This window comes from Caballeronia sp. BR00000012568055 (genome assembly GCF_029439455.1).
Lineage (GTDB): Bacteria > Pseudomonadota > Gammaproteobacteria > Burkholderiales > Burkholderiaceae > Caballeronia.
In genome coordinates this window covers 1-16,721 of record NZ_JAQFVG010000105.1, presented here as the reverse complement: position 1 = coordinate 16,721, position 16,721 = coordinate 1, and the positions used below count along the sequence as shown (strand labels likewise).

Genomic DNA, 16,721 nt, shown 5'->3' with positions numbered 1-16,721 from the left:
GTCTATGGATAAAAAGCGCGATTACGCGAGTACCGTGAACTCGACTTCAAGCGGGTTCAGTGCGTTGATGGGAATGATATCTTGCGGGCACGCCGACATCACGACGACGCAATCCATCACCGCCTTGATATCCACATGGTCGCCGGCCTTCGAGACGGGCGGCAGCCAGTCGATCGAATAGTCCGGTTTGACGGGAATATTCATCCACAGATTGAACGGCTGCGGCACTTCGCGCGTACGCAGGCCAATCGCTTTCAGCGCGAGGCGCAGATTGTCGGCGCAGTTGTCGTGATAATGCTCGACGCCGAGATTGCGATAGCGATACAAATCGCACGCGGCGATCAGCGTGTCGTGCACGCCGGGCGAAGTATCCGTGACGAGATGGGCGATCGGGCGGCGCTGATTGGTCACCAGCGGATCGCCGGGTTGCGGAATCACCTTGTCGATAAACGCGCGCGTATGTTCGAACGAGAGGAACTCGTTCAGATGTTGTGCGTTGAAGATCCACGTATCGCACACTTGCGTGCCGTGCGGATTTGCAATGCGGATGGTCTGGCCGGCTTTGACGCGCACGGCGCGGCCGCAGCGCGCGGGGACCGTGTACGTAGTGCCGATTTCGGGCGTGCCGTCCGGCGAAATGGGTTCGTTCAGCGTGGCGTTGACGCCGGTTTCCTGGCCGTTGTCATCGGCGTGGACGTGAGTGCTTGCGGGGACGTTCATATCGGTTCCTTCAGTCGTTGCAGAGTGTGGTGAGGCAATGGGCGAGTACGCGTGCGCCGAGCACGAGATGTTCGGCGTCCGTAGCTTCGGCCGGGTTATGGCTGATACCGTCGCGGCTCGGGACAAAGATCATGCCGGTCGGGCAATGCTGCGCGAGGTACATGGCGTCGTGAAATGCGCCTGATGTCAGCGGCAGCGATCGGGCATCGAGTGCGTGACAAGCTGCCTGGATACGTGACAGCACGGTTGTATCGAAGGCGACTGGCGCATGCGAAAACATCGCTTCGATGCGTACGTTATGACGCTGTGCAATCGCGTTCGCGTGTTCGTCGAAAGCGGCGAGCACGTGCGGATCAGGATGGCGGAAATCGACGGTGAAGGTCACCGATGAAGGAATCGTATTGATCGAGTTCGGTTCGATGTTCCAGCGGCCGAATGTCACGCGCGTGTCCGCTTGTCCCAGCTCGCGCGCAATTGATTCGATTTCCTGATGAAGTGAAATGGCAAGCGTCATGGCATCGCGGCGCAGCGGCATTGGCGTGGTGCCGGCGTGGGCGGCGGTGCCTTTCACATGGAACGCGTACCAGCGCACGCCCTGAATGCCGCTGACGACAGCGAGCGGGACATTCGCGTTTTCAAGCTGTGGACCTTGTTCGATATGAAGCTCGACGAAAGCATGTGCGGCGTCTTTCGAATCGCGTTTCGCGAGCGATGGAAACGCTTGACGATGCGTTTCGAGCGCCGCGCTCAACGTGATGCCGTCGGCATCGCGCACATCTGCATAACGCGTCATACGTGAAGGCTCCACGAACGCGCTCGAACCCATTGCGCCGGGAGAAAAGCGCGTGCCTTCTTCGTTGGTCCAGATCGCGATCTCGAGCGGGCGGCGCGTGCGTATGTTGGCATCGTTCAATGCGGCGAGCACTTCAAAGCCCGCGAGCACGCCATAACAGCCATCGAGTTTGCCGCCGGTGGGTTGCGTATCGATATGACTGCCGCTCATCACGGGCGCAAGCGACGCATCGCCTGCGCGGCGAAAGAACAGATTCGCGCACGCATCCACGCTCACACTGCATCCGAGCGCACGCGCACGTTCGATCAGAAAGCGCCGCGCTTCGATATCGCGTTCGCCGAGCGCCGGGCGATTTACGCCGCCATCGTCACGCGCGCCGAAGGCGGCGAGTGCATCGACGGATTCGAGCAGACGCGCCGCATTCACGCGTTCCGCAACTTGTTTTGCGATGTCCTTATCCATCACGATACGACTCCCTCGCCCGTGAAATTCAGGCTTCGTTCGAGCCATGGCTTCAAAAACTGCTGAAGGCGCGGCGTGCGGGTGTTGCCGAACAATTGCGCGGGCGGTCCCGCTTCAACGATCTTTCCCGCTTCCATGAACACGACCTTGTCGGAAATCTTCGCGGCGAAGCTCATTTCGTGCGTGACCATGACCATCGTCATGCCTTCCTGCGCGAGCGAGCGGATCACGTTGAGCACTTCTTCGACGAGTTCGGGATCGAGCGCGGAGGTGGGTTCATCGAGCAGGATCACTTCGGGTTCGATCGCCAGCGCCCGCGCGATGCCCACGCGCTGTTGCTGTCCGCCGCTCAATCGCGCGGGATAAGCGCCGACCTTGTGTTCGAGGCCCACGCGCCTGAGCGCCGCGAGTGCTTTCTCGCGCGCTTCGCGCTTGCTCATCTTCTTGGCGAGCACCAGCGGCGTGGCCACGTTGTCGAGCGCGGTCATATGCGGCCAGAGATTGAATTGCTGAAAGACCATCGAAATAGGGCGGCGCACCTCGGCGATGCTGGCTTCGCTGTCGCGATCCCTCGCCGTGCGGCCCGCCGAGCGGTAGCCCAGCAACTGGCCTTTGATCCACACTTCGCCTTCGTCGTACGCTTCGAGAAAATTCATGCAGCGCAGTGCCGTGGTCTTGCCCGAACCCGACGGCCCGATCAACGTGACGATCTCGCCGCGCATGACGTCGAGATCGATGCCCTTGAGCACGCGGTTTTCACCGTACGATTTGCCGACGGCGCGGAGCTGGATAATCGGAAGGGCGCTCATGATGTCTTCTTCAAAAACGAAATGCGGGATGCCGCCATCTGCGCCATCAGCGACACCGCCTGCGTGAGCAGCCAGTAGCACGCAATCAACAACGCATAAGGACCGATATACGTGTAGCTCGACGCAACGATATCGCTCGCGGTCATGGTCAGTTCGGGCACGGTGATGATGGATGCCACCGCGCTTTCCTTGATGACGAGAATGGTCTGATTGGCGATCAGCGGCGCGGCGAACGCAAGCGCTTGCGGCAATTCGATGGCGCGAAACGCCGCGCGCCGGCTCACGCCGAACGCGGCGGCGGCTTCGAGCTGACCGCGCGGCACACTGCCCCACGCAGCGCGAAACAGTTCGGCAAAATAGGCGCTCGAATAAAGCGCGAGCGAAAGAATGGTTGCTTCGATCGCGGACAAGGTCAGGCCGATTACCGGCAGTCGGAAATAAACGATCACGAGCTGAGACAAGTAGGGCGTGCCACGCACCAGCCAGACGAATGCGCCATAGACGAGCGCGAACGGGCGGCCGAGCGCGAGACGGATCGCGTTGAGCGCGAACCCCGCAATCATGCCGACGATCGCGGCGAGCACGCTGACCTCGAGCGTCACGCCCATCGCTTCGATAAAACGCGGAATGAGTGCAATGACAGTGTTCATACCGATATCTTATGGATACCTTATGGATACCTCAGGGACGCCGCGCCGCACGCTGCGCGTACACGTGCCCCGCGCCCGCAAGTAGCGACGTGATCGCCAGATAAAACACCGCCGCCAGCGCATACACTTCCAGCGGCCGGTACGTCGATGAGGAAAGCTGCTGCCCCACGCGCATCAGATCCGTCACGGAAATCACCGACACCACCGCCGATGCCTTGACGATATCGATCATTTCGGAGACCAGCGCAGGCAGCGTCGCGCGCACGACTTGCGGCACTTCGATATGCCACAAGGTCTGCCGACGCGTGAGATTGAATGTCGATGCCGCTTCGATTTGTCCCGGCGCGATGGACCGGAATCCCGCGCCGAGAATCTGCGACTGATACGCACCGGTATTGAGCGACAACCCGATCACCGCCGCAGCCAGCCCCGGCAATTCAAGACCGAGCGCGGACGGCACGTAGTAGAACACCAGCAGTTGCGCGAGCACCGGCGTGCCGCGCAATACGCTGACGTAGACACGCGCCGTGCCGCGCATGAGACGGCTCTGGCTGACCGACATCGTGTACACAAACACGCCGACGAAGAAGCCGCAGCCCACGGCCACTGCCGAAATCACGAGCGTGGTCAGCGCGCCGTCGAGCAATGGCGGCAGATAGCCCGTGCAGCGCGTGAGCAGATCGGGAGCGTTCATGAACGCGTCAGATCGACGGTGCGGGAAGCGTGGTCGGCACGTCCATGGTCGAACCGAACCATTTCTCCTGAAGCTTCTTCATGGTGCCGTCGCTGTTCGCCTTCGCAATGCCGTCGCTGAACAGCTTGAGCAGCGCGGCGCTGTCGGCGTCCTTGCGCGCGACCCACGCAAAGTAGCTCTTCGGCCCGATGGTCTGCGGCAGCACCGCAAACACGCCCGGACGCGACTTCAGCAGCGGCCCGAGATTGGCGACCGACTGCGCCACGGCATCGAGCCGGCCTACGGCCAGATCGGCATAGGCTTCGTCGAACGCAACGTACTGCTTGATCTGTTTGATGCCGGGGCCGCCTGCGTCCTTCAGTTTCTTGTCCAGCGCCATCAGGGCCTGCAATTGTGCGGAGCCGGTTTGCGAGCCGACCACCTTGCCGTTCAGGTCGTTCGGCCCTTTGATCGATGCGTCGTTCGCGCGCGTCAGCACACCGGTGGTGGCATCGGCGACGGGTAAGGTGAAGGCGAAGTGATCGGCGCGATCCTTGTTGACGGTGACGGCGGTCACGACCACGTCGAAGCGCTTCGCATCGAGACCGGGCAGCAGGCCCTGAAACGGCAGATCGAGTTGCTTGACCTTCACGTCCGGCAGCGACTTCAGCACATACGCCATCAGGTCGGCGTCATAGCCTACGATCTTGCCGTTGTCCACGTATTCGAAGGGCGCGTAACGCGCTTCGGTCGCAATGGTGATTTCCTTGTTGGACTTGATGCGGCCGAGCAGATCGTCCGCGTGCGCAAACGAAGGCGTGGCGGCGTTGAGCGCGACCGCACCGGTCAGTGCAATCAGCAATGTGCGAAGCAGTGTGTTCATGACGCTCCCTGGCAGTTGAACCATTGTGAAAGTTATCAGAATTAAATTCAAGTAACGTGAATGAAGTTCAATAAGCATGAAGCAGGCCAGCGTGCGAGGCCTTGATCCACAGCGCTGGCAAGGGACCGTGCGATACGGCGTGCACCGAAACAGGGGAAGAGAGCAGACGCGCATGCACCGCCGCGCACGGCGATGCACCGATTTGGAGTCAGACGAAGACGACGCGCCGATCAGCGCGCCGGTGAATCGGCACGATGCGAATGGGCGGATTGTGATTGGCCGGACATAGGACGATAGCCTCGTTCGGTCCAACTAAAGCGAGATTCCTGCCGCAGGACTTGTTGCATCCGAGAATCGCATTCGTTGGACTTTCTGCTAACCGACTCGCGGCATTAATCAATAATCCAGGCGATCCTAAAGACGCCTGCGCGACAAGATGAACAGCTCCAGTTCCTTGCACGCGTGTTCGATATGTTTCTTCAATAGCCCGGCTGCCGCTCGCACATCCCCTTCCTTGCACAATCGCACGAGTTCACCGTGTTCCTCTTCGGCACGCTGACAGCTTTGCGTGCTGAGTGACAACTGCAAACGCGTATAGCGATCGGTCTGTTGCAGCAGGCTCATGACGATTGCCATCGTGCGCGGCTGGTCGGCGCGCGACAGCAGGACGTCGTGCAACCGCGTGTTCAACTCGCCCCAGCGGCTCTGATGCTGCGCATGCAGTTCTTGCCGATATTCCGCAAGGATTGCGTCGAGTTCCGTGAAGTCGGCCGGCGTCAGTTTCGGTGCGGACTTTTTCAGCAGCAGCGGTTCCAGCAGTCCGCGCAACATGAACAACTCACTGATTTCATCGACGGACAATTCGGACACCACCGCGCCCTTGTGCGGGACGATCCGCACTAGCCCCTCGCCTTCGAGTTGCACCAGCGCTTCGCGCACCGGAATGCGGCTAATGCCGAATTCGGCCGCGAGCGCATCCTGCCTGAGCTGAAAGCCTTCAGGCAGTTCGCCGGACATGATCTTGCGGCGCAATTCGTCAGCCGCCCGCTCCGCGACCGTGATGGCCGAAAAGCGCGACGCTGTGACCGTGGAATTCATTGCAGGGATGCCTCTCGGAACACGATGCAGAGGGCGAACGATACGCCCAAGGTTTTGTATAAATTATATCAGTGTCATGAATCCGTCCTTTGGCGCAGCAAGGGTCGGCCCCGTTTTGTTTCAATTGACGCGAGATGAGTAAAGTATAAAATGTAATCGATAACCGGATACCAACCGCAACGCCGACTGAATCCATGCCGCCCGCAACCGTCAATCTCACCATCCGAGCCGCTTACGAACTTGCCTCCGACGTTCTGGTGCGTAACGGAATGTCGGCGCTACATGCGGACGCAGTTGCACGCTCGGTCGTTGCGGGCCAGCACGACGAGTGTCATTCGCACGGTCTGTATCGTTTGCTGGTGTGTGTGAAGGGCCTGCGCTCCGGCAAGGTTTCAGGCAATGCCATGCCCGCTTTGCTGGACGTTGCGCCGTCGATTGTTCGTGTCGATGCCAGGTCGGCGTTCTCGCAAGTGGCCTTCAATCAGGCGACGCCGGTTCTCGTGCTCAAGGCCAGAGAGTCCGGCATGGCGGCCTTGTCGATCAACAACTGTTATCACTTCTCCGCGCTCTGGCAGGAAGTCGAAGCGCTTGCCGAGCAGGGCGTGGCAGCGATCGCCATGACACCCAGCCATGCTTATGTCGCGCCGGCGGGAGGCAAGCAGCCGTTGTTCGGCACCAACCCGTTCGCTTTTGCGTGGCCGCGTCCGGGCAAGGCGCCGTTCGTATTCGACTTCGCGACCAGCGTTGCGGCGCGCGGGGAGGTCGAGCTGGCGCTGCGGAACCAACAACCGCTTCCCGACGGCTGGGCGATCGATCGCAACGGTGATCCGACCAACGATCCTCACGAGGCGCTGCAAGGCGCAATGCTGCCGTTCGGCTCGTATAAAGGCTCGGCGCTGTCCGCCATGATCGAACTGCTTGCGGGTCCGTTGCTGGGCGATCTGATGAGTTTCGAATCCCTCGAACACGATGGCGGCGCACGCATCACGCCGTTTCATGGCGAGTTGATCATTGCGTTTTCGCCTGAGCGTTTTAGTGGAGCAGCTCTGGAAGCGAATCGCGCGCGGGCGGAGGTCTTGTTGCAGCGAATCGTCGGTCAGGGCGCAAGGTTGCCCTCGCAGAGAAGGTTCGCCGCGCGAGCCAGAAGCTTCAGGGAAGGAGTACATCTCGACGAGGCGCTCTACAAGGAAATCTGCGCGCTCTGAAAGCCTTTCATCATCCGAAGGATACCTTATGAAAATTGTTGGATTCGATATTTACTCGTACGTGGTGGGCTATGCGCACGGCACCTACATCATGTCCGGCGATCGCAAGGCGAACACCGAAGACGGCACCGTGGTGCGTATTCGCACGGATGAAGGGATCAGCGGATGGGGTGAAATCACGACGCTCGGCAAAGTCTATCTGCCGGTGTTTCCAGAGGGCATTCGCACCGCATTGCGCGATTTGGGCGAGGCGCTGATCGGCCGCGATCCGACCAATCTCGGTCAGATCAACCGCACCATGAATGCCACGCTGATGGGACAGGAATTCGCCAAGAGCGCCATCGACATCGCGTGCTGGGATATTTTCGGCAAGTCGCTGAATCGCCCCATTTCCGCGTTGATCGGGGGTGTGGTGAACGAACGCTTTCCTGTGTACGAAGCGGTGCCGCTCGGATTGCCCGAGTCGATGGGCGAATTTATTCAGGAGCGCCGCAAAGCGGGCATCAATCGTTTCCAGTTGAAGGTAGGCAACAATCCTTTCGACGATATCGCGCGCACGCGTGCCAGCGTGAAGGCGGGCAACAACGAAACAGTGATCGTTGCGGACTCGAACGGCGGTTGGTCGCTGGCTGCCGCGAAAATCGCGTTTCAGGGCATGGCGGGACTGCCCGTCTATGTGGAGCAGCCGTGCCGCTCGACCATTGACTGCATACTGGCGGCGCGGGGATCGTCGGTGCCGCTGGTGCTGGACGAGTCGATCACCAGTCACGACGAGGTGTATCGCGCCAAGTACGAAGCGAACGCGGTGTCGATCAACCTCAAGTTCGGCAAGCTCGGCGGCCTGACGAATGTCGTCAAGGCGCGCGATCTGCTCCAGGACCTTAATCTGGCCGTGTCGGTTGAGGACATGTGGGGCGGCGACATCATCACGGCGGCAACCAGTCATGTTGCCGCCACCACGCGGTCGGAATCGTTGCTGATGACGCCGTTCTTCAACGACTGGACCGACGGTCATCTGGCCGGGTATGCACCGCGGTCCGAGAATGGCTTTGGTTCGGCGCCTAAGGGGGCGGGACTGGGTATCGAGGTGGATGAATCCAGGCTGGGCAAGCCGCTGTTTTCAGTGGCGTAACCTACGATAGTCAGTTATACGAAAGGAGCGATCAACATTGCTCCTTTTTTTATGCCTGTTCGTTAAACGAAAACGGCCAGCTTTCGCTGACCGCTTCATCAGGCGCTACCTGAGGCTGGATTACGCGCTGACTTCCTTCGACCACTGCGCATACCAATTACGGAACAGCGTGTACTGCGTTTCGGCGTAGCGGCGCTGAGCTTCCGTAAGCACATCGGTTTCGTTGAAGTGCAGCGTGTATTCCTTGTCGCCGTTGAGCACCATCAGGTATTTGTAGTACAGGACGAGGTCCGTGCCTTCATCGAACGACGACAACACATGCAGCGCCGATTCGAGTTCGCGTGCCTGACGACGTGCGGTGACATCGCCTTTAGCGGCCTTGTTGCACAGCGCGACCAGTTGCAGCACTTCACGCGGCAGTGCGTTGCCGATCCCGGTAATCGCGCCCGTTGCGCCGCAATTCACGAAGCCGTGGAACACCTGCGTATCGACGCCGGCCATCAGCGTCACCTGATCGTCCTGACTGGTGATGTGCTCGGCTGCATAGCGCATATCGGCGGCGCCGCCGAATTCCTTGAAGCCGATCAGATTCGGATACTTCGCGCGCAGTTCGAAAAACAGATCGGCACGCGTGGCGAAGCCATAGTAAGGACTGTTATAGATCACGGCCGGCAGATTCGGCGCAGCTTCGAGAATGGCGGAGAAGTGCGCTTTCTGCGCGGTCGCCGATGAACCCCGCGACAGCACGCGCGGAATCACCATCAAACCGCCCGCGCCAACCTTCGCCGCGTGCGCCGCATGCGACACCGCTTCTTTCGAGTTCACCGCGCCAGTCCCAACGATAGTCGGAATGCCCGCCGCAACCAGCCGCGCCACCCCTTCTTGACGCTGCGCTTCGCTGAGCAAAGGCCAGTCGCCCATCGAACCGCAATAGACGACGGCGCTCATGCCGAGGCCGATCAGTTCGCGGCCCTTGGCGACGAGTGCGTCGTAGTCGGGCGTGCGCTCGGCGGTGCACGGCGTCATAAGGGCCGGAATGGTGCCCGTAAAGATGTTGTCGCTCATGGTTTCCTTCGATGTTCGTTTGTCGGTTGGGCGGCTGTTGTCAGGGCAATCGATGCCTTCGGGCCACACGGAGAATCCTAACTCAGGTGAATATTTTATACAAAACTAATTTTCTTCGTTCAATGATCAGCGCGACGAAGACTGGTCGAACGCGGTGAAAAAGCTTTATCCACAGCCATTTTCGGCAAAACCTGCCCGTTTCCCGCAAAAGCCGATCCAGTAAATTGCATACAAACTGCGGCAAGGAAATTTGCTCAAGCCTCAATTTCCACCGTTGCACAACATGGCGATACCGTGTACTGTTACCGGTAATCGATAACAAGTCATGTGTGTTCCGCGATGGCGGAGTGAAATTTCGAAAGGAGCGGACAGTTGACGGAACGAACCGGCACCAGTCAGTGGACCAACTGGGGAAAGAATCAGACCTTCAGTCCCACGAACATCAGCAAGCCGCGCAGCGAAGACGAAGCGATCGAACTGATGCGGCGCGATATCCTCGCCGGAAATCCTCTGCGCGTGGTCGGTGGCGGCCATTCGTTCAGTCCGATCGTTGAAACGGCAGGCAGCCTCTTCGATCTCTCCGGCACAGAGCGGGTCTTTTCGGTCGATGCAGATACGCTCGAAGCCGTGGTCGCGGGCGGCTCGCGTCTTTCGTCTGTGGGAGAGCCGTTGTGGGCGGCGGGCGTGTCGATTGCCAATCAAGGCGATATCGACGCTCAGTCAGTCGCCGGCGCGATCGCCACGGGCACCAAAGGCTCGGGCATCGAATATGGTTCGATGTCGGCGACGGTGAACCGCTTGCGTATCCTCAACGGACGGGGCGAAGTGGTCGACATCGACGAAAGCACGCCGGAATGGCTCAAGGCAGGGCAGGTATCGCTCGGACTGCTCGGACCTGTGCTACGCGTGGGACTCAAAGTCGTGCCAGCCTATTATCTGCGCGAAGAACTGGTGGTGATGCCGTGGTCCGAAGTCAGCGAGCGCTGGGACGAACTGCTCGCCGATCATCATCACTTTTCGTTCTGGTGGATGCCCGCCGAGCGTTCGCACGAGATGTACAAGCTGCCGCCCACGCCGAAGGATCATTGCTTCGTGAAGTTGCTGCACAAGATTCCGGCGGGACCGTCGGTGGTGGAGTCCGATGAACCGATGCGCCGGACGGGCCGCGCGTATCGCATGTATCCGGATGGCACGACCGATGCCGAATTTCACGAGCTGGAGTATATGGTCGGCTCGAATCACGCGCGCGACGCTGTGGAGGCTGTGCGCCATCTGATGCTGAACACCTTCACCGATGCAGTCTCACCGTTTCAGGTGCGCTGGCAGAAGGGCGACCACGCGCTGATCTCACCGCAGAGCGAGCGTGACAGCACGTCGTTGTCGGTATCGGGTGAAATTGGTCGGGACTATTGGCCATTTCTCAGAGCAGTCGATGCAGCGCTCAGCCCATTCGCGCCGCGACCGCACTGGGGCAAGGTGAATTTCATGGATCGGGTGCGTGCGGAAGCGGTGTATCCGCATCTCGATCGCTTCATTAAAGTACGACGCGAGATGGACCCGCACGGGCTGTTTCTCAACCCGTACTTGTCCGATATTTTCGCGTGAAGGAAGGGAAAAGATGTGCGACGGCGCGCCGCGCGGGCGCCGTCGCGTTTTCAGGCGCGCTTGCGGGACGGTTCCGCCGTAAGCGTGGACACGCCTTCGGTCATGTCGTCGCCAGCCAGCGGACTGAGATGATCGGTCATCACCTTGGTCACCAGCTTTTTGTCGCCGGACAGAATGGCGTCGAGCAGCAGTTTATGTCCCTCGGCAGATTTGACGAGTTCGCCTTCCTGGCTCGACAGCACTTTAAGACCGTATCGCCGGGTCTGGTTGCGCAAATTATCGACGATGGTCGTAAGTTGTTCGTTGCCGAGCAAAGCAAGCAGACCGATATGGAAATTTCTGTCCGCCTCCACAAACGCGACCACATTCTTCTCCTGCGCCGCCTTGATGATGTCGGCCACCAGTTGTTCGAATCGGTCGCGATGCGCGTTGACTTCGTCCTTCATGGTGGCGAGCTTCGCCATCGACGGAACTTCGATCAGTTTGCGCAGCTCGTAGATGTTCCGGCGCTCTTCGTTTCGCAGCGGAACCACGCGGAAGCCACGGTTCTTGACCGTTTCCATCAGACCTTCGTTGACCAGCGTGAGCATGGCTTCGCGCACCGGACTATTCGATACCCCGAGTTCCGCGGCAAGCGCCGCCGCAGAGTAGATTTCGCCTGGAGCCAGATCGCCCGAGATAAGCCGGTATTTCAGGACAGCCAATGCCTGATCACGCAGATTGACTTGCTGTAGTACGTTCTCCATGGGTGCACCGAGGTGAAATGCTAGCGGTGACATATAATACACTCTCGCTCCTTGCGCTGCCAGTGCGCGGTAAATTTCAGTCGTCAACCACTATTGCGCGGCGATTTTCACCGGAAGTCCCGTTCTCGCCGATTCATAGATCGCATCGATTACGCGGACGGATAACAGAATGTCTTCCTGTCCGGCGGCCGTCGTGGCGTCGTTCAGCGCCGCGACAATTCGCTCGAGCTGCACGCGTTGGCCGAACGTGGGGTAGTCGCGTGGATCGGCGGGATCGGCGAAGCTGAAGTGCTCGGGGACGTCGGTGGCCTGATCGTCGTGCATCGAACGACGGAAGATGAGTTGGTCATGCTCGCCGTTCAGAATGACCGACCCTTCCGTGCCCGAAATGGTCAGCAGATGGCGCTGGCCTGGATACGCGGCAGTGGAAGAGGTGAAGGTGCCTAGCGTGCCGCTGGCGAACTCGAATACCGCAGCGGCCACGTCTTCGGTATCGATATCGTGATACGCCGTCTTCGTGCGGGCGTAGACCGAAGTAATCGGGCCGAGAATGAACTGCGCGAGATCGATCATATGCGTCGATTGCGTGATAACGCAGCCGCCGCCCTCCTGGTCGTGCGTGCCGCGCCATGCCGCGTTCTGGTAGTACTGTCGCGCCCTGAACTGATTGTCGACGACATTCACAAGCACGATCTGGCCGAGCCTGCCGCTTTTGAGGTCGTCGATAGTCCGCAGCACGGCTTGCGAATATCGCCGCTGGTAAATCACGAACAAGCGCCGCCCGGCCGCCGCGCACGCAGCGACGATCGCGGCGGCACGCGTCGCGTTGATCTCCAGCGGCTTCTCGACGATCACATGCTTGCCGGCACGCGCTGCCGCTTCGGCATATTCCAGATGTGTACCGTTCGGCGTACTGATAATGACGATATCGATTTCAGCATCGGCAAGAAATGCGGCGAGGTCGGCGTAGTGGCGCGGCACCGCATGGGCATCGGCGAACCGCGCCGCTGCCTGCTCATTGCGCGCCCATACGGCCACCAGGCTGGCGCCGCCGACACGCGCAAGCTCCCGCGCGTGCGTCTCTGCCGCAACGCCCGCGCCGATCAGACCGAAACGCTGGATTGTGCCCGGCATCGTCAGACCGCTGCCGTTTTGTCGAGATCACGCTGCGCATTTTCGCGCGGCGCATTCACGCTTTTTTCGCGGCTCATCAAACGTGCCCGTGCCTGCTTGGCAGCCTCGTGCGCCGAACCCGTCGCGATTTCCATATTGCCGATTTCCGCGAAGTAGTCGCCGGCGAAGTGGATATCGACGTCGGTGCGTTCGCAATAGGTCAGCATCGGATCGAAGTTGAAGTTAGCAGGACGGTAGGTGTTGCCCGGTTCCCAGCGCTGCACGATGGTTTCCTTGATATGCCCCTTCAGTTGCGGATACATCTTGTAGATGTCGGCGAGATAGATATCGCGGATCTCTTCGTCGGTATGCCTGAGCAACTGGCGAGCAGGTTCGCCGCCCGAATAGACCATCAGGCTGCCGCCCGGTTTGCGCGGGCCGCTGGTGCGCAGCGGATTGGCGTGGTTGAAGAACATATCGAACGATGCATCCGGCGTAGTGATGGCGTAGATGTCATCGTAAGGCATAGGACCGGGTTCGTCCGTGATGATGCCCATCGTCGGGAAGGGGCCATACTGCACGCCCTTGAGCACCGCGCGCACATCTTCCGGAATGTCCTGCACGATCTGCGCCGCCTGATTGGCAGGAATCCCAACGATTACCTGAGCTGCCGTCACGGTGCGCGTCTCGCCGTCCACTTCATAAATGACGTTGACGCGATTGCCGACCTTCTTCACCGACTTCACCGTTGCGTGATACTGCACGCGATCGCCCATTAGTTCCATCATGACTTCGCCCAGTCGTCCCGAACCGCCGTTCAGGTTGAGCGCCATCGAATCGCCCTTGCCGGCCCATACCGCGCCGAATAGCGACACGCCCACGCCCGCGTTCTGATCTTCCATCTCGGCGGCAGCGCGACGGCTCGCGGACTGGAACAGCGCATCGACTCGTTTGGGCAGTTTGCCGAGGAATTGACGGAACGACAGATGCGAGAGATAGCGCGCTACGCGTGCCCGACGACGCTGCGGGTTCTCGCCGTAGACCGGCTGCATTTCCGTCTGCCAGCCCTTCACGGCCTTCAGGATGCGCAGACCGACACGCATCATCGCAATGCGTTCGCCGAGCGACATCGGCAGGGTCAGCGGCAGGGCGGAAACGGCCGTGGGCGCGTAGACCTTGCCGCCCCATTGAATCGCGAACTTGTTGCCCGGAATCTTGATGACCTCGAGACCGATCGAATGCAGGATATTGCGCATATGCGATCCGGCCGCCGGAAACAGGTGCCCGCCGAGGTTCATCCAGTAATCGCCGCGTGTGTGCGAATACAGACGTCCGCCCATGCGATGCGATTTTTCGAGCACGAGAATCTTCCGGTCGCGAAGTTCCCATGAAGCGGAAATGCCCGAGGGCCCACCGCCGATGATGACGACGTCGTAGTCCGTCGAGTGCTTGTTTGCCGTGTCCATGTGATCCTTTCGCCAGTCCGGTGAGTGAGAGAATCGGGGTTTGCCCGAACCTATTTTTGATCTGCTTGTCTGCTTGATCGGTAAGCGGTAATGTATTACCCGTCAGTCGTCATTGTCAACTGACTACCAAAATTGCCGATGCCGTTCACCTACAGACCACACGAAAGAGGAGTTCCCAGATGGCCCAACCCCGACGTTTCGTTTTGCGCGCGCTCACTGCGGTACTGACCGGCGCGCTCATGCTTCCGCTCGCACAGGCTCAGGCAGAGGTTCAAAAGGCGGATAAAGTCGCCGCGCTGCTGCCCGACGACATCAAACAGGCTGGCGTGCTGCGCATTGCCGTGCCGGACGTGGGCAAGCCGCTCGCCTATAAAGACGGCACCAGTCTGAAGGGCATGGACGTCGATCTCGCCAACGCGGTCGCCAAGGTCATGGGCCTCAAGGCGGAAATCTCCTTGATTCCCTTTGCAGCCGCGCTTACCGGCTTGCAGGCCGACAAATTCGATATCTCGTTCGGCGAGTTCTATGTAACGAACGAACGTCTGAAAGTGGTCGACTTCGTGACGAACTGGCAGGACTACAGCTCGTTCCTGTCGCTCAAGTCGGGCAAGGTGAAGCTGACGGCACTCACGGACATCTGCGGGCGCTCGGTCGGCGCAATGGCAGGCTCGGCGGAACTCGAAACCCTCAAAGCGTCCGCGCCGAAATGCACTGGCGCGGCAGCCACAGTCAGCAGTTTCCCGTCGGTCAGCAACTCAGTGCTCGCGCTGCACAGCGGCCGCGTAGACGGCGTGCTGATCAATCGCGGCGGCGCGCAGGAAGCGATGCATCTGGACGACGCGCTGATCGCCACCGGCGAGATCGGTGGCGGACCGACGGCAACAGCCGTGGCGCGCAACAAGAATGCGGAGAAACTCGGCATTGCACTGAAGGCCGCGTATGACCAATTGATCCAGAGCGGCGCGTACGCGAACATCCTCAAGGCCAACGACACGGCCTATGGCGCCGCCAAGAGCGCCAGCATCTACAGAGAAGGCGCCACGCCGCCGAAATACGGCTTCTGATCAGGGCGTTTCGGGCGATTGCGCCATACGGTTCAGCCCGGTCATTCCCGGGCGGACCGTTCGAAAAGAACGCGAAATAACTGGCGGTTCCCGACGCCAGGTTTCATCTCGATGCCGTGACGGCCCTGCGGCATTCATCGAGCCAACACACGACTAGTTCAACGATTGCCGACGCACGCCGGGCAAGGTCCGGTCACGTCCACGCATCGAGCCGTTGCGCGGACGACGAAACATGCCACGGGTTATTGGCGGCTTGACGCTCATAAGCTTAGGTGTCAGGATGTTCACGGCTACCGGTAACCGATTACCGTTTTATGTAGTGATCAGGGATAACCCTGAAACGACGTTCTGGGGACGCAGGATGATGAATACGACCGACGCACTTCACGATAAAACTCCGATGACTGTAGTGCCGCTCAAGCACAACGGCCGCCTTGCCGCCGCGGCGGTCCTGATCATCATCATGGGCGGACTGATAACGTCGATGGTGACGAATCCACGATTCAAGTGGAATCTCGTCGGCCAGCATCTGACCAACGAGTCCATCCTCAGCGGCCTGCTGACAACCGTATGGTTGACCGTCGCCGCGATGGCTATCGGCATCGTGCTCGGCACCATCGTCGCGCTGATGCGTATCAGCGATAACCCGGTGCTGAACACGGTCGCATCGGGCTATGTGTTCGTGTTTCGTGGCACGCCGCTGCTGGTGCAACTGATCTTCTGGTACAACCTGTCCGCGCTCTATCCGACGCTGACACTGGGCTTTCCGTTCGGCCCGTCGTTGGCTTCTTTCGAAGCCAACCGAGTCACCACCGTTTATGTTGCTGCACTGCTGGGCCTCGGTCTCAACGAGGGGGCTTACATGTCCGAAATCGTACGTTCCGGCCTCTCCGCCGTCCCTCACGGGCAACGCGAAGCGGCGCAGGCGCTTGGGCTGTCGAGTGGCCGCGTGCTGACCAGGGTCATCCTGCCGCAAGCGATGCGTGTGATCGTGCCGCCCACCGGCAATCAGTTGATCGGCATGCTCAAGACCACCTCGCTGGTCAGCGTGATCGCCATGCAGGAACTGCTGTATTCCGCGCAACTTATCTATACGGCCAACTTCCAGACCATCCCGCTGCTGATCGTCGCATCGATCTGGTATCTCGTGCTCACCACGGTGTTGTCGATCGGGCAGAACGCGCTCGAGCGCCACTTCGGCCGCAGCGATCGCCGTGCGACCAGAAGCAAAAAAGCC

The 16,721-nt window shown here is 60.0% G+C and carries 16 protein-coding genes; 5 read left to right on the top strand and 11 right to left on the bottom strand.

Features of this window, described 5'->3' with window-relative positions; genetic code table 11:
* Positions 1–21: 21 nt before the first annotated feature.
* The 7 genes from P7F28_RS06390 to P7F28_RS06360 all read right to left on the bottom strand — a co-directional run bounded on the left by P7F28_RS06390 (position 22) and on the right by P7F28_RS06360 (position 6,088).
* Positions 22–720: an urea carboxylase-associated family protein gene (locus P7F28_RS06390; RefSeq protein ID WP_277183650.1), complete on the bottom strand. Its 699-nt coding sequence runs from the start codon at positions 718–720 to the stop codon at positions 22–24.
* Between the two features lie 10 nt (positions 721–730).
* Complete coding sequence (locus tag P7F28_RS06385; protein ID WP_277183649.1) at positions 731–1,975, bottom strand: M20 family metallo-hydrolase; 1,245 nt, start codon at positions 1,973–1,975, stop codon at positions 731–733.
* Entirely contained in the window at positions 1,975–2,784 is an 810-nt protein-coding gene (locus P7F28_RS06380) for an amino acid ABC transporter ATP-binding protein (protein WP_277183648.1), read from the bottom strand. Before P7F28_RS06380 ends, P7F28_RS06385 begins: the two co-directional genes overlap by 1 nt.
* Entirely contained in the window at positions 2,781–3,434 is a 654-nt protein-coding gene (locus P7F28_RS06375; RefSeq protein WP_277183647.1) for an amino acid ABC transporter permease, read from the bottom strand. The genes P7F28_RS06380 and P7F28_RS06375 overlap by 4 nt, the downstream gene beginning before the upstream one ends.
* A 31-nt stretch (positions 3,435–3,465) precedes the next feature.
* Positions 3,466–4,128: an amino acid ABC transporter permease gene (locus P7F28_RS06370; protein ID WP_277183646.1), complete on the bottom strand. Its 663-nt coding sequence runs from the start codon at positions 4,126–4,128 to the stop codon at positions 3,466–3,468.
* Positions 4,129–4,135: 7 nt separating this feature from the next.
* Positions 4,136–4,990: a transporter substrate-binding domain-containing protein gene (locus P7F28_RS06365; protein WP_277183645.1), complete on the bottom strand. Its 855-nt coding sequence runs from the start codon at positions 4,988–4,990 to the stop codon at positions 4,136–4,138.
* Between the two features lie 414 nt (positions 4,991–5,404).
* Positions 5,405–6,088: a GntR family transcriptional regulator gene (locus P7F28_RS06360; RefSeq protein ID WP_277183644.1), complete on the bottom strand. Its 684-nt coding sequence runs from the start codon at positions 6,086–6,088 to the stop codon at positions 5,405–5,407.
* A 194-nt stretch (positions 6,089–6,282) separates the two neighbouring features.
* Here P7F28_RS06360 and P7F28_RS06355 point away from each other — a divergent pair, with 194 nt between their 5' ends.
* Both P7F28_RS06355 and P7F28_RS06350 read left to right on the top strand, forming a co-directional pair.
* Positions 6,283–7,293 carry an Ldh family oxidoreductase gene (locus P7F28_RS06355; RefSeq protein ID WP_277183643.1) on the top strand — a complete coding sequence of 337 codons (1,011 nt, stop codon included), beginning with the start codon at positions 6,283–6,285 and terminating at the stop codon, positions 7,291–7,293.
* Between the two features lie 28 nt (positions 7,294–7,321).
* A complete protein-coding gene (locus P7F28_RS06350; RefSeq protein WP_277183641.1) occupies positions 7,322–8,425 on the top strand; it encodes a mandelate racemase/muconate lactonizing enzyme family protein in 1,104 nt (367 codons plus the stop codon).
* Between the two features lie 120 nt (positions 8,426–8,545).
* Here P7F28_RS06350 and P7F28_RS06345 read toward each other — a convergent pair whose 3' ends face one another.
* Positions 8,546–9,490, bottom strand: a complete 945-nt coding sequence (locus tag P7F28_RS06345) for a dihydrodipicolinate synthase family protein (protein WP_277183640.1) — start codon at positions 9,488–9,490, stop codon at positions 8,546–8,548.
* A gap of 372 nt (positions 9,491–9,862) precedes the next feature.
* Here P7F28_RS06345 and P7F28_RS06340 point away from each other — a divergent pair, with 372 nt between their 5' ends.
* Entirely contained in the window at positions 9,863–11,095 is a 1,233-nt protein-coding gene (locus P7F28_RS06340) for a D-arabinono-1,4-lactone oxidase (RefSeq protein WP_277183639.1), read from the top strand.
* A 50-nt stretch (positions 11,096–11,145) separates the two neighbouring features.
* Here P7F28_RS06340 and P7F28_RS06335 read toward each other — a convergent pair whose 3' ends face one another.
* The 3 genes from P7F28_RS06335 to P7F28_RS06325 form a co-directional block, all read right to left on the bottom strand.
* Positions 11,146–11,841 (bottom strand): GntR family transcriptional regulator, encoded by a 696-nt coding sequence (locus P7F28_RS06335; RefSeq protein WP_277183638.1) that lies wholly within the window; start codon positions 11,839–11,841, stop codon positions 11,146–11,148.
* Positions 11,842–11,931: 90 nt separating this feature from the next.
* Positions 11,932–12,975 (bottom strand): Gfo/Idh/MocA family protein, encoded by a 1,044-nt coding sequence (locus P7F28_RS06330; protein WP_277183637.1) that lies wholly within the window; start codon positions 12,973–12,975, stop codon positions 11,932–11,934.
* Positions 12,976–12,977: 2 nt separating this feature from the next.
* On the bottom strand, positions 12,978–14,420 hold the full coding sequence (locus P7F28_RS06325; RefSeq protein ID WP_277183636.1) for an NAD(P)/FAD-dependent oxidoreductase: 1,443 nt from the start codon (positions 14,418–14,420) through the stop codon (positions 12,978–12,980).
* 179 nt (positions 14,421–14,599) lie between these two features.
* Between P7F28_RS06325 and P7F28_RS06320 the strand changes: the two genes are divergently transcribed.
* Both P7F28_RS06320 and P7F28_RS06315 read left to right on the top strand, forming a co-directional pair.
* On the top strand, positions 14,600–15,484 hold the full coding sequence (locus P7F28_RS06320) for a transporter substrate-binding domain-containing protein (protein ID WP_277183635.1): 885 nt from the start codon (positions 14,600–14,602) through the stop codon (positions 15,482–15,484).
* 400 nt (positions 15,485–15,884) lie between these two features.
* Positions 15,885–16,721, top strand: an 837-nt coding sequence (locus P7F28_RS06315; protein ID WP_277183634.1) for an amino acid ABC transporter permease, incomplete at its 3' end; no start/stop codon positions are given.